The 12536-nt window shown below is 60.0% G+C and carries 11 protein-coding genes and 2 tRNA genes; 4 read left to right on the top strand and 9 right to left on the bottom strand.

Annotated elements, in window-relative coordinates:
* Positions 1-6 precede the first annotated feature (6 nt).
* Positions 7-83, bottom strand: a tRNA-Met gene (locus J1G18_RS10110).
* A gap of 220 nt (positions 84-303) precedes the next feature.
* Positions 304-380: transfer RNA gene (locus J1G18_RS10115), tRNA-Met, on the bottom strand.
* 280 nt (positions 381-660) lie between these two features.
* On the opposite strand from J1G18_RS10115, the gene dinB reads away from it, so the two are divergent.
* On the top strand, positions 661-1722 hold the full coding sequence (gene dinB / locus J1G18_RS10120; protein ID WP_098967529.1) for a DNA polymerase IV: 1062 nt from the start codon (positions 661-663) through the stop codon (positions 1720-1722).
* Between the two features lie 118 nt (positions 1723-1840).
* Here dinB and J1G18_RS10125 read toward each other — a convergent pair whose 3' ends face one another.
* The 4 genes from J1G18_RS10125 to J1G18_RS10140 all read right to left on the bottom strand — a co-directional run bounded on the left by J1G18_RS10125 (position 1841) and on the right by J1G18_RS10140 (position 6613).
* Positions 1841-2794: a hypothetical protein gene (locus tag J1G18_RS10125; protein ID WP_027614341.1), complete on the bottom strand. Its 954-nt coding sequence runs from the start codon at positions 2792-2794 to the stop codon at positions 1841-1843.
* A 17-nt stretch (positions 2795-2811) separates the two neighbouring features.
* Positions 2812-4527 (bottom strand): proline--tRNA ligase, encoded by a 1716-nt coding sequence (locus J1G18_RS10130; RefSeq protein WP_223007596.1) that lies wholly within the window; start codon positions 4525-4527, stop codon positions 2812-2814.
* A 129-nt stretch (positions 4528-4656) separates the two neighbouring features.
* On the bottom strand, positions 4657-6216 hold the full coding sequence (locus J1G18_RS10135) for an AmpG family muropeptide MFS transporter (RefSeq protein ID WP_210558009.1): 1560 nt from the start codon (positions 6214-6216) through the stop codon (positions 4657-4659).
* Between the two features lie 43 nt (positions 6217-6259).
* Positions 6260-6613: an MGMT family protein gene (locus J1G18_RS10140; protein ID WP_098967536.1), complete on the bottom strand. Its 354-nt coding sequence runs from the start codon at positions 6611-6613 to the stop codon at positions 6260-6262.
* A gap of 166 nt (positions 6614-6779) precedes the next feature.
* On the opposite strand from J1G18_RS10140, the gene J1G18_RS10145 reads away from it, so the two are divergent.
* Positions 6780-7787 carry a DUF481 domain-containing protein gene (locus J1G18_RS10145; RefSeq protein WP_027614345.1) on the top strand — a complete coding sequence of 336 codons (1008 nt, stop codon included), beginning with the start codon at positions 6780-6782 and terminating at the stop codon, positions 7785-7787.
* 116 nt (positions 7788-7903) lie between these two features.
* On the opposite strand, the gene J1G18_RS10150 is transcribed toward J1G18_RS10145, so the two are convergent.
* A complete protein-coding gene (locus J1G18_RS10150) occupies positions 7904-8113 on the bottom strand; it encodes a cold-shock protein (RefSeq protein ID WP_002554837.1) in 210 nt (69 codons plus the stop codon).
* A 353-nt stretch (positions 8114-8466) separates the two neighbouring features.
* Between J1G18_RS10150 and dcd the strand changes: the two genes are divergently transcribed.
* Together dcd and J1G18_RS10160 are read left to right on the top strand one after the other, a co-directional pair.
* The gene (gene dcd, locus J1G18_RS10155; protein ID WP_003222308.1) at positions 8467-9033 is read left to right on the top strand and encodes a dCTP deaminase; all 567 of its coding nucleotides are present in this window, start codon (positions 8467-8469) and stop codon (positions 9031-9033) included.
* A gap of 102 nt (positions 9034-9135) precedes the next feature.
* Positions 9136-9345 (top strand): hypothetical protein, encoded by a 210-nt coding sequence (locus J1G18_RS10160; protein ID WP_027614346.1) that lies wholly within the window; start codon positions 9136-9138, stop codon positions 9343-9345.
* Positions 9346-9391: 46 nt separating this feature from the next.
* Here the strand turns inward: J1G18_RS10160 and pdeM are convergent, their stop codons facing one another.
* Together pdeM and J1G18_RS10170 are read right to left on the bottom strand one after the other, a co-directional pair.
* Positions 9392-10048, bottom strand: a complete 657-nt coding sequence (gene pdeM, locus J1G18_RS10165; RefSeq protein WP_223007597.1) for a ligase-associated DNA damage response endonuclease PdeM — start codon at positions 10046-10048, stop codon at positions 9392-9394.
* Complete coding sequence (locus tag J1G18_RS10170; protein ID WP_223007598.1) at positions 10045-12534, bottom strand: ligase-associated DNA damage response DEXH box helicase; 2490 nt, start codon at positions 12532-12534, stop codon at positions 10045-10047. The genes pdeM and J1G18_RS10170 overlap by 4 nt, the downstream gene beginning before the upstream one ends.
* Positions 12535-12536 lie beyond the last annotated feature (2 nt).

Genomic DNA, 12536 nt, shown 5'->3' on the forward strand with positions numbered 1-12536 from the left:
GATGTTTGGTTGCGGGAGCCGGATTTGAACCGACGACCTTCGGGTTATGAGCCCGACGAGCTACCAGACTGCTCCATCCCGCGTCTGTGTGGCGGCATTCTACAGGCGAACGGCGAGGTGTCAACCGCTAATCCCGTAAAGGGTCAAATAAGTGTGAATTTGCGTCAAACGGTCGCAGCGGCGCGGTAAGTTTCGGAAATGCAACGAATTCCTGTTCGCCCGGATGTGCGTGATGCAGAGGCTGGTTTGAAAAACAGACAGACACAAAAAAGGCCACTCTTTCGAGTAGCCTTTTTTGATGTTTGGTTGCGGGAGCCGGATTTGAACCGACGACCTTCGGGTTATGAGCCCGACGAGCTACCAGACTGCTCCATCCCGCGTCTGTGTGTCGGCATTCTACAGAGGATCGCCGGGGTGTCAACCTTGAATCTGGATAAATCTGTTCCTGTTCAATCGGTTAGCGCTTTTTCCAGTGCAGGAGACGGGCGCGCAGGGCAGGTGGGGCAAGGCTTTCAGCTCTATCGTTCGATGATTCTCGATTGAGAAAATAAATTCATGGTTGTTTTCCTACAACCTGAAAAGAACCTTCAGACCACTGGTGCTATATACAGGTGCGAGTGAGATACTGCGTTTCCGGCTCGCCATGTTTCCTTTTCTGTCATGACCCAGCGAAAAATCATCCACGTCGACTGTGACTGTTTCTACGCCGCCATCGAGATGCGCGACGACCCGAACCTGGCCGGCAAACCGCTGGCGGTGGGCGGGTCGGCGGATCGGCGTGGGGTCATTGCCACCTGCAACTATGAAGCGCGGGCGTATGGCGTACGTTCGGCAATGTCGTCCGGGCATGCCTTGAAGCTGTGTCCCGACCTGACCATCGTCAAGCCGCGCATGGAGGCCTATCGCGAAGCCTCGAAGGAAATCCATACGATCTTTCGCGATTACACCGATCTGATCGAGCCACTGTCGCTTGATGAGGCCTACCTCGACGTCTCCGACAGCGCGCATTTTGGCGGCAGTGCCACGCGCATCGCGCAGGATATCCGCCGGCGGGTCTCCAATCAGTTGCACATCACCGTGTCTGCGGGCGTGGCCCCGAACAAGTTTCTGGCCAAAATCGCCAGCGACTGGAAGAAGCCCAACGGGTTGTTCGTGATTACTCCGGACCAGGTCGAGGATTTCGTCAGTGGCTTGCCGGTGAGCAAGTTGCACGGCGTCGGCAAAGTCACTGCCGACAAGCTGGGCAAGCTCGGTATCGTCGATTGCCTGCAACTGCGCGAGTGGGACAAGTTGGCGCTGGTGCGTGAATTCGGCAGTTTCGGTGAGCGACTCTGGAGTCTGGCCCGTGGGATCGATGACCGGTTGGTGCACAACGACAGCCGCCGACAGTCAATCAGCGTGGAAAACACCTACGACGTCGATCTGCCGGATCTGCGCAGTTGCCTCGACAAGCTGCCGGAGTTGCTGGAAACCCTGAAAACCCGCATGGAGCGGATCGACAGCAGTTATCGACCGGGCAAGCCGTTCGTCAAAGTGAAGTTCCATGACTTTACCCAGACCACACTGGAACAGGCCGGGGCAGGGCGCGATCTGGGCAGTTATCAGTTGATGTTGACCCAGGCGTTCAACCGGGGCGGGAAACCGGTGCGGTTGTTGGGTGTGGGGGTGAGACTTGAGGATTTGCGCGGTGGGTTTGAGCAGATGGAGTTGTTTGAGCGCTAATTGCTGCGGTGTTGCTGATGCCGCTTTCGCGAGCAAGCCCGCTCCCACATTTGATCGAGTTCCTTCAGTGGAATGCAATCAACTGTGGGAGCGGGCTTGCTCGCGAAGCTTTTCAGGCTTAATTCGGTCCAGGATCAGCGACCAGACGCCCCGCATCCTTGGTCAGCGACTTGAGAAATTCCGCCTGCAACTCAGGATCGTTGCGCGTCAGTTCTATGAGGCTTTGTTCCAGCTCGCTGGCCTCTTCCTCCAGACCCAGTTCCGACAGACGTTTGACCCGGTGGACCCACTGGCTCACTTCGTCGTCTTCCAGATCGTCATAAATCAACCCGTGCGCTTCGAGCAACTTGCTGCGCAAATGGCTGCTGATCGCCAGGGATGAGTCGCTGTGCACGTCATCCTTGCCGTCTTCGACGCTGATCTGCAGCTTGCCGATATGGTTCAGGTCATTTTCGGCGAACGGACTGTCCAGCAGGTTCAGGCGCAGCACGCCGTTGCGGTCAGTGGTCATGTCGAAGGTCTGCTTGCCGGCCTTGACCTGCACCGGACGCTCGCTCCACGGCAGGCTCGAATACTCGGTGCGTTTGTCGCGCTGGACTTCATCGATACCGGCCAGGTTCTGTTGCGCACGACCGTGGGACTGCACGTTCATGAACGGGTTGACCCCGGCAATGCCGTAGTTCAACCAGTCCTTGGTCACGCTGTCCGGCAGGTTGCCCAGAGCGAATACGTTGACCACATTGGCGCCAATACCGGCGACCACGGCCACTGCACCCAGCGGAATCTCGTAGATTTCGCGCCAGGGCTGATAAGGCGTGTAGCGATCGTAACGACGGGTGACCTCAAACTCGGTGACTTCGAAGGTCTTCTGTTCGTTGATTTTCACGCGACGCTGCGGCAGTTCGAGCACCTTAGGCTCACCGACATCGATCTGCAGGCTGTGATCGAGCAGTTTGCGCTCGACCCGCTCTTCGTGCTCGCTGCGCTGTGACATCTGATTGGCACAGCCGCTGACCAGCAGGGCGCCGCACAAGGCGGCGCCACCGAGGCCCAAGGTGTTTCGCTTGAACATGAGGTCTCTATCTGGATTCAGCGGCGGATACGGGCCTGAAGGAAGGACAGCACATCGGCAACCGGCAGCGCTTGCGCTTCGGCCTCGGTGCGGCTCTTGTATTCCAGGTTGCCTTCGGCGAGGCCGCGGTCACTGACCACGATCCGGTGAGGAATGCCGATCAGCTCCATGTCCGCGAACTTGATGCCCGGGCTGGTTTTCTTGTCGCGATCGTCCAGCAACACTTCGAAACCGGCCGCCGTCAGTTCTGCGTACAGCTTGTCAGTGGCTTCGCGCACCTGCTCGGTTTCATAACGCAGCGGTACCAGAGCGATCTGGAACGGCGCCAGGGTGTCGCTCCAGATGATGCCTTTCTCGTCGTTGTTCTGCTCGATGGCGGCAGCGACCACGCGGGATACGCCGATACCGTAGCAACCCATTTCCAGGGTGACCGGTTTGCCGTTCTCGCCCAGCACTTCGCACTTCATCGCCTTGCTGTACTTGTTGCCCAGCTGGAAGATGTGCCCGACTTCTATGCCGCGCTTGATTTCCAGGGTGCCTTTGCCGTCCGGGCTTGGGTCACCGGCCACGACGTTACGCAGGTCGGCAACGGTTGGAACCGGCAGATCGCGTTCCCAGTTCACGCCGAAGTAGTGCTTGTCGTCGATGTTCGCGCCGATACCGAAGTCGCTCATCAGTTCGACCGAGCGGTCGATGATGATCGGCAGCGGCAGGTTCAGCGGGCCGAGCGAACCGGCACCGGCGCCAATGGCGTCACGCAGCTCGGCATCGGAAGCCATGACCAGCGGGCTGGCCACGCCTGGCTGGTTGGCAGCCTTGATTTCGTTCAGCTCGTGGTCGCCACGGATGATCAGGGCAATCAGCTTGCCTGGCTCTTCGGCGTGGACGATCAGGGTCTTGATGGTCTTTTCAATCGGCAGATTGAATTTTTCCACCAGCGCGGCAATGGTCTTGGTGTCTGGAGTGTCGACCAGGCGCAGCTCTTCGGCCGGCGATGGACGCGAGGTTTCCCGTGGCACGGCTTCGGCTTTCTCGATGTTCGCCGCGTAGTCGGAGCCGTTGCTGAAGACGATGTCGTCTTCGCCGGACTCGGCCAGTACGTGGAACTCGTGGGAGCCGGCGCCACCGATCGAGCCGTTGTCGGCTTCAACTGGGCGGAATTTCAGGCCCAGACGGGTGAATACGTTGCAGTACGCCTGATGCATGCGGTCGTAGGTGACCTGCAGCGAAGCCTGATCGGCGTGGAACGAGTAGGCGTCCTTCATGATGAATTCGCGGCCGCGCATCAAACCGAAGCGTGGGCGGATTTCGTCACGGAATTTGGTCTGGATCTGGTACAGGTTGATCGGCAACTGCTTGTAGCTGCTCAACTCGTTGCGCATCAGATCGGTGATCACTTCTTCGTGGGTCGGGCCCGCGCAGAAGTCGCGACCGTGGCGGTCTTTGATGCGCAGCAGCTCAGGGCCGTATTCTTCCCAGCGCCCCGATTCCTGCCACAGCTCGGCCGGTTGGGTGCTCGGCATCAACACTTCAAGAGAACCGGCAGCGTTCATTTCTTCGCGAACGATGGCTTCAACCTTGCGCATTACCCGCAAGCCCATCGGCAGCCAGGTGTACAGGCCCGAAGCGAGTTTGCGGATCATGCCGGCGCGCAGCATCAGCTGATGGCTGACGACGACCGCATCGGAAGGCGTTTCTTTCTGTGTGGCGAGCAAAAATTGACTGGTGCGCATGGTTGGCCGTTGTCGGTTGCTATGACTGGAAATGACGGAGCAGTGTACCGGCGAGATTTGCCGACGTACAGGATTGCGCTCGGCGGTGAGGCTCAACGGCGGGAATCCTCCCGCCGTATCTGAATTGTCCTACGACTCTTCGACCACGGTGGTCGGCACAGGCTCGGGCGTTGGTGTCGGGCCTTCGCGGCGGTTTTCCTGAAACCAGTGCAGGGCGATCAGCACCAGGGTCGGCACGCCGAGCAGCGCCGTGATCATGAAGAAGTTGTGGTAGCCGAACTTCTCGACCATTACCCCGGAATAACCGCCGATCAGGCGCGGCAGCAACAGCATGATCGAGCTGAGCAGGGCGTACTGGGTGGCCGAGAACTTCAGGTTGGTCAGACTCGACAGGTAGGCGACGAAGGCTGAGGTCGCCATGCCCGAACTGAAGTTGTCGAGGGAGATGGTCACCACCAGCATCTGCAGGTTCGGGCCCATGTCAGCCAGCATCACGAACAGCAGGTTGGTTGCCGCCGAAGCTGCGCCGCCAATGAACAGGATCGGCAGGATGCCGAAGCGCACGATCAGCAGGCCGCCCATCCCGGCGCCGAGGAGGGTCATGATCAGGCCGAAGATCTTGCTGACGCTGGCGATCTGATCCTTGGTGAAGCCCTGGTCGATATAGAACACGTTGGCCATCACGCCCATCACCGTGTCGGACATCCGGTAAGTGGCGATCAGCCCGAGCAACAGCAACGCCTGCCAGCGGTAGCGCAGGATGAAGTCGTTGACCGGGGTCAGCACCGGCGCCAGGCCGCGACGGCCCATGGTCGACAGGCACAGGCCGGTGAGCAGGGTGTAGAGGATGGCGCGCAGGAAGGCGCGGTCTTCGAGCAACAGGTCGAGCGGGCTCATATTGCCGAACAGCACGCCGGCGAAATCGGTGTTGTAGAGCTGGGTGAACATCGCCGGAACCGACACCAGCAACACGATCAGCACGAATACCGAGGCCAGTTGATGCCCGAAACTGTAGCGGCCGGCCTGCAACTGCGTGCGCAGTGGCACTGGCGGTTCGCGCATCAGCAGCGAGGTCAGCAGGGCAGGCACCATCAACACGCCGAACAGGGCGTAGGTGCCGGTCCAGGCCGAGTGTTGATAGTTGAAACCGGTGGAGCCGAAGCCTTCGGCAAAGAACAGCGCGCCCGCCGTGGCGAGCAGGGCGGCGACGCGGTAGCCGGACATGTAACTGGCAGCCAGCGCGGCCTGGCGGCTGTCGTCAGCGATTTCCAGGCGATAGGCGTCGACCGCGATGTCTTGGGTGGCGGAGGCGAAGGCGACGATGACGGCAATGGCGATCAGCCAGGACAGGTGTTTCTGCGGATCACAGAAGCCCATGCCGATCAGCCCCAGAATCACCAGGGTCTGCGAGAGCACCAGCCACGAACGGCGGCGGCCAAGCTTGCCCAATAAAGGCAGGCGCCATTGGTCGAGCAGCGGTGACCACACCCATTTGAAGGCGTAGGCCAGGCCGATCAGGCTGGCGTAGCCGATGGTTTCACGGGCAACACCGGCTTCACGCAGCCAGACGGAAAGCGTCGAAAATACCAGCATGTACGGCAGGCCGGCAGCAAAACCGAGCAACAACAGCACGAGCGTCGAAGGACTGGCATAGGCGGCGAGCGCGGCGCGCCAGGTTTTACGGGGCATGGGCTGAAGTCTGCCTCAAGATTGCGAAAACAAAGCGCGCACTCTAACCGCTGTGCTCTATCGGACGCCAGCCATGGCGCTGAATATCCACACGATTGTTCAGGACGGTGACGCCTTCAGAACGCAATCGTGCCCGTTGTTCGTCCCCCGAGGGGCTGCCCAGTGGCAGACTGATCCGACCGCCGGCACCCAGTACCCGGTGCCACGGCAGTTTGGTATCGCCGGGTAATTGGCTCAGGGTCCGGCCGACCCAGCGGGCGGCGCGCCCCAACCCTGCGAGTTCCGCCAATTGACCATAGCTGACCACCTTGCCCTCAGGCACTTGGGCAAGGGTGGAATAAAGCGCCGTGCGTCGGATTTGCGCTTCGCTTTCCTCGGGATGATTCGGCTCTTTCACCTGCGCGGTTCCTGAACAATAGTCGTATCGATGGGCTCAAGCGTAATCGCTCGTTGGCCAGATGAGAAATGAACTCAATGGAAATCGCTCGGTCAGTCCTTGTCAGGGTCTTATTCCTACGGATAATGCCGACCTTTTTTCGCAAACTTGAGCCCTCGATCCGCTTATGTTGTCCAGAACCCTGCTGTGCCTTGCTGTCTTCAGTGCCTCCACGCCGCTGCTTGCCGATACCGTCTGGTTAAAGAACGGTGACAAGCTGAGCGGTAAGATCTCCGTTTTCGATGGCGGCAAATTGCTGATTCAGACCCAGTATGCGGGTGCGGTCAGCATCGACTGGAAAGAGGTCAAGACCCTGCAGAGTGATCAGGAGCTGCTGGTCAAACAGGACGCCTACAACGGTGAAAAAGCCAAGTCGCTGACCGCCGCCGATGACGGCAAGGTCACCCTGGCCAACGGCGAGGCGCCGAAGACCGTCGAGCTGGCGAGCATTCAGCAGATCCTCAAACCGAAACCGGTGGTCGAGGATCTGGTGTGGAAAGGTAATATAGGCCTGGCGATGGATTATCAACGGGCGGAAAAGGACACCGACGACTACGACATCGACTTCAAGACCACCGCGCGTCATGGCCGCTGGCGGCACACCGCCGAGGGCGAATACAACCGCGAAGTGCAGGACGAGCAGGTCACCACCAATAACTGGCGCGCCGAATACGCACTTGACCGCTTCCTCACCGACAAATGGTTCTGGCAGGGCCGCCTGAACTACAAGCGTGACTACGTTGAAGAGCTGTCGCGTCAGCGTGTGGTCGGTACCGGTCCGGGTTACCAGTTCTGGGACGACGAGCTGGGCGCGTTCTCGCTCGGTTCGCTGCTCAACCGCACCGATTACGAGTACAGCGATGGCGGCAAGGACAACTTCTATTCGGTCGCCATGAAGTGGGATTACAACCGCTACCTGATCGGCAAAAAAGTCGAGTTCTTCACCAATGGTGAGCTGGGCAAGCCGCTGTCTGACGTAGCCAATTACGCGCTGGATGCCGAGATGGGCCTGCGCTACAAGGTCACCGACTGGGCGTCGCTCAACCTCAAGGCCGAACGCGACATCATCAGTGGTACCAAGGATGCAGATTTGAACAAGACCCGCTACACCGCAGGGTTTGGCGTGGCCTGGTAAGGCAAGTCGAAAAAAAAGCAGCCGTGAGGGCTGCTTTTTTTGTGGCCGTTAAAAAACACACGCCCACAAAAAAGCCCCGCTTTGAGGGCGGGGCTCTTTTCTAAAGAAGCTACAAGTTAGATAACTTGTACTTCTTCAGCTTGCATGCCTTTCTGACCGCGGGTAGCGATGAAAGAAACCTGTTGGCCTTCTTTCAGGCTTTTGAAGCCGTCGGATTGGATAGCTTTGAAGTGAACGAACAGGTCGTCACCGGATTGTGGAGTGATGAAGCCGAAGCCTTTTTCATCGTTGAACCACTTAACGGTACCGGTTTGGCGATTAGACATGGTGTAACTCCTTGAACAAAGATAACTGCGACTCAGGAAGAACCCTGGCCGAGACTGAGTGCAAAGAGCAGGAAAAATTCTTGTAGATGGTTGGATCGAAATTCAACATATCGTGTAGAGATTCTCAGTGACACAAGCAACACAGTGGCGCCACCTTAACCCTTTTTCCGGAACGTGCCAATGTTTCTTGCGAAGGTTTCTCTGTTTTAGGGATCGACGGTGTGACGGTTCGTCGCCAGAGCCTGTATTTCCAGGGTGTTCGGCGAGAATTTCAGCGCGGACTTTGAACCCGGCGGCGCGCCCGGTAAGATGCCGGACAGATTTTTTCCACCTCGCTATTCAGGACACCCGCCATGAGCATCAAATCGGACAAGTGGATTCGCCGCATGGCGCAGGAACACGGCATGATCGAGCCTTTCGTCGAGCGCCAGGTGCGCGGCAGCGACGACAGCCGTGTGATTTCCTACGGTGTGTCGAGCTACGGCTACGATGTGCGCTGCACCAACCATTTCAAGGTGTTCACCAACATCAATTCGGCGATCGTCGATCCGAAGAACTTCGATGCCGGCAGCTTTGTCGACATCCACAGCGACGTCTGCATCATCCCGCCGAACTCCTTCGCCCTGGCCAGCACCGTCGAATACTTCCGCATTCCGCGCAACGTATTGACCATCTGCCTGGGTAAAAGCACCTACGCGCGCTGCGGCATCATCGTTAACGTCACCCCGCTCGAGCCTGAGTGGGAAGGCCACGTGACCCTGGAATTCTCCAACACCACCAACCTGCCGGCGAAAATCTACGCCAACGAGGGCGTGGCGCAGATGCTGTTCCTCGAATCCGACGAGCAATGCGAAGTTTCGTACAAGGATCGCGGCGGCAAATATCAGGGCCAGCGTGGCGTGACCCTGCCGCGTACCTGATCCATCCGGCAGTTCGCGGGAATTCTTTGGCGGGCAGACACTCTATGGGGTGTACTGCCCGTTTTTGCTTCTGGCAAAGCGGGCCTTCGCCGAGGAGGTTGCATGAAGATCGATCCGCATATCACCGCCCAACTGGCAAGGCTTGAGCCCAATCAGGTTGGCGTTTTGGCCTGGTCATTGTTGGCACACCCGGCTTTCCATATGGCAGGCGGCATTCCCGGTCAGCCTGATCCCGACACCCCTAACGAACAACCGACCGAACCCGGCGAGCCGACGCTGCCGGACGAGCCGCCACCCGCGCCAGTGGCCTGAGTCGCTACTCCATGAATGGCCAGTCGGCTGAGGTTTGCCCAAGACCTCAACTGACGGGCCATATTTCGTTGTCGCCGATGACGAAAATCCTGCACTGAGCGTCTTTCTCGACCTGATAACCACCGGTAAAGGCACCAAAGGCCGGCAGCAGGCTCAATCGCTCACCCAGTCGAAAACACGCCAGCCGCAAACGCTGCCGCCCCTTGCCGTTGAGCCGATAGACCGGATGCACATGCCCGGCCAGCACGTGTCGTTCGGGATGCGGGTCGGGTTCGTGTTGCAGGGCAAACGGCCCGAGCAGCAGCGGTTCCGGAACCACCCGGATATTCAGCGCCGTCGGTGGATCCCCGGCACGTTTGTCGTGGTTGCCGCGAATCAGCGTCATCGGCAGATCGGCATGACGTGCGCGCCATTCGGCCAAGGCATTCAGCGTACCCGTCGCATGCGAACCGGGGCCGTGCAGAAAGTCACCGAGGAAAATCAGCTGCCGACAGGGCAGTCTGGCCAGCAATCGGTCGAGCACTTCGATATTCGCCGTCGTGGTGCCTTGTGGTACCGGCTGGCCGAGGCTGCGATAGGCCGCGGCCTTGCCGAAATGCACATCGGCGATCAGCAGTGCTTGCTGCGCCGGCCAGTACAGGGCCTTTTCCGGCAGCAGCCAGAGTTCTTCACCGGCCAGGCGCACTGGATACGCTGCACTCATGAGGCTTGACCCTTGTCGGCGGATTTCTCCAGATCGCCGACCATGCGCCGGATGCGGTCAGCGAGTTTTTCCGAACTCATGCTTTCGCGCATGCGCTCCACCAGCAACGGAAAGCCTAGCGGCGTAGGACGTTTGATCAGGTGCATGTCCAGTTTCATCCGGTTGATCCGCTCCAATGTCTGCTCCAGACGACGAATATCCAGTTCTTCCCGTAAGACTTCTTCCCCGGCTTGAGCCAGCAGCAGGTTGTCAGCGTCGTATTGTTTGAACACTTCGAAGAACAATCCGCTGGAGGCCTGCACCTGACGGGTACTTTTCGGCGCACCGGGATAGCCGGCGAACACCAGCCCGGCGATCCGCGCGATCTCGCGAAAGCGCCGCAACGCCAGCTCCCCGGCATTGAGGCTGGCCAGCACGTCGCGCAGCAGATGCTCGGGGCTGAGCAGCGCCGCATCGAGTTGCTCGAACCAATCGACCGGCGTGGCGCTGAGCAACTCCAGCCCGTAATCATTCACCGCAATCGAGAACGTCAGTGGCTGGCGCTGACTCACGCGCCACGCCAACAGGCTGGCGAGCCCCAGATGCACCTGGCGCCCGGCAAACGGATAAAGGAAAAGGTGCCAGCCTTCACGGGATTTCAGCGCTTCGGCCAACAGACAGTCGGAGGTGGGCAGACCCGACCAGCGCGCCTGGGTTTGCAGCAACGGTTGTAGCGCCTGCATTTCCGGGCCGACGAACTCGCCCCGTGCTGCCGCCGTGAAGCGGCTGACCACGGCGGCGGCCAGTTCGTTGGAAAGCGGCATCCGCCCGCCATTCCAGCGCGGCACGGCGGCTTTTTTCGCGGTGCTGCGTTTGACGTACGCGGTCATGTTTTCCACCCGCACTAACTCCAGCAAACGCCCGGCAAACAGAAAGCCATCGCCCGGTTTCAGCCGCGCGATAAAACCTTCCTCGACGCTGCCCAACTGCTTGCCACCGCCACCCTTGCTCCAGAATTTCAGATTAATGCTCGCGTCGCTGACGATGGTGCCGATGCTCATGCGATGACGGCGCGCCAATCGCGCATCGGGTACCCGCCAGACGCCGTGTTCATCCGGTTCGACCCGGCGGTAATCCGGATAGGCCGTCAGAGAAAGCCCGCCGTGACGTACGAAAGCCAGCGCCCAGGCCCAATCTGCCCGTGTCAGATCACGATAAGCCCAGGCACCACGCACTTCTTCGTACAGCTCTTCGGGAATAAAGCCACCGCCCAGCGCCATGCTGACCAGATGCTGCACCAGCACATCCAGCGGTTTGTGCGGCGACAGACGCGGTTCGATGAGTCGTTGCGCCACGGCGTCGCCTGCGGCAGCGGCTTCGATCAGTTCCAGGCTGTGTGTCGGCACCAGCGTCACGCGCGAGGTGCGCCCCGGCGCGTGACCAGAGCGCCCGGCGCGTTGCATCAGTCGCGCTACGCCTTTGGCCGAGCCGATCTGCAGGACCCGTTCCACCGGTAAAAAGTCCACGCCCAGATCCAGGCTCGAGGTACAGACCACGGCTTTCAGCTTGCCGTCCTTCAACGCTTGCTCAACCCAGTCGCGGGTCTCGCGGGACAGCGAGCTGTGGTGCAACGCGATCAGCCCGGCCCAGTCCGGCCGCGCTTCGAGCAATGCCTGATACCAGATTTCCGACTGTGCCCGGGTGTTGGTGAAGACCAGGCTGCTGGCGCAGGCATCCAGTTCGGCGACCACCTGCGGGAGCATCTTCAGACCGATGTGCCCGGCCCAGGGAAAACGCTCGATGGCCGGTGGGATCAAGGTGTCGACATTGAGTGATTTTTCGCTCTGGCCCTGCACGCTGATCCCGCCGCCCTGTGGGATCAGCACCTGTTCGGCGTGGGCTTGATTACCGAGGGTGGCGGACACGCCCCAGACGATCAGTTCGGGTTGCCAATGGCGCAGGCGGGCGAGGGCCAGTTGCAGTTGTACGCCGCGTTTGTTGCCGAGCAGTTCGTGCCATTCATCGACAACGATCATCCGCAGGCTCGACAACGCAGTCCTGGCGTCGGCTCGGGCAAGCAGCAGGGTCAGGCTTTCCGGGGTGGTGATCAGCGTGGTTGGCAGGCGCCGGCCCTGACGCGCACGTTCGGCGCTGCTGGTGTCGCCGGTGCGCAGACCGATGCTCCACGGAATCTGCAAATCGCTGACTGGCGCTTGCAGGGCGCGTGCGGTGTCGGCGGCGAGGGCACGCATCGGCGTGATCCACAGCACGGTCAGTGGTTCGGCTGGTGCTTTGCGTTTTTTGCTGTCTGCAACGCTGGGTTTGATGCGGGCGAAGCGGTTGAGCGCGGCGAACCACACCGCATAGGTTTTACCGGCGCCGGTGCTGGCGTGGAGCAACCCCGACTGACCTTGTTTGACGGCGGCCCACACCTGCTTTTGAAAGGCGAACGGCTTCCAGTTGCGTGCGCTGAACCAGAGTTTTGCGAAGTCGGTGGAGGTGGGCATAC

The sequence above is a fragment of the Pseudomonas sp. MIS38 genome, from assembly GCF_019891575.1.
Lineage (GTDB): Bacteria > Pseudomonadota > Gammaproteobacteria > Pseudomonadales > Pseudomonadaceae > Aquipseudomonas > Aquipseudomonas putida_A.

What these genes read in the sequence shown, in the direction of transcription:
- J1G18_RS10150 (WP_002554837.1), bottom strand. Translation starts at nt 8,113, where the DNA reads ATGTCTAATCGCCAAACCGGTACCGTTAAGTGGTTCAACGATGAAAAA.
- pdeM (WP_223007597.1), bottom strand. Translation starts at nt 10,048, where the DNA reads ATGAGTGCAGCGTATCCAGTGCGCCTGGCCGGTGAAGAACTCTGGCTG.
- J1G18_RS10130 (WP_223007596.1), bottom strand. Translation starts at nt 4,527, where the DNA reads ATGCGCACCAGTCAATTTTTGCTCGCCACACAGAAAGAAACGCCTTCC.
- J1G18_RS10135 (WP_210558009.1), bottom strand. Translation starts at nt 6,216, where the DNA reads ATGCCCCGTAAAACCTGGCGCGCCGCGCTCGCCGCCTATGCCAGTCCT.
- J1G18_RS10125 (WP_027614341.1), bottom strand. Translation starts at nt 2,794, where the DNA reads ATGTTCAAGCGAAACACCTTGGGCCTCGGTGGCGCCGCCTTGTGCGGC.
- dcd (WP_003222308.1), top strand. Translation starts at nt 8,467, where the DNA reads ATGAGCATCAAATCGGACAAGTGGATTCGCCGCATGGCGCAGGAACAC.
- J1G18_RS10160 (WP_027614346.1), top strand. Translation starts at nt 9,136, where the DNA reads ATGAAGATCGATCCGCATATCACCGCCCAACTGGCAAGGCTTGAGCCC.
- dinB (WP_098967529.1), top strand. Translation starts at nt 661, where the DNA reads ATGACCCAGCGAAAAATCATCCACGTCGACTGTGACTGTTTCTACGCC.
- J1G18_RS10145 (WP_027614345.1), top strand. Translation starts at nt 6,780, where the DNA reads ATGTTGTCCAGAACCCTGCTGTGCCTTGCTGTCTTCAGTGCCTCCACG.
- J1G18_RS10170 (WP_223007598.1), bottom strand. Translation starts at nt 12,534, where the DNA reads ATGCCCACCTCCACCGACTTCGCAAAACTCTGGTTCAGCGCACGCAAC.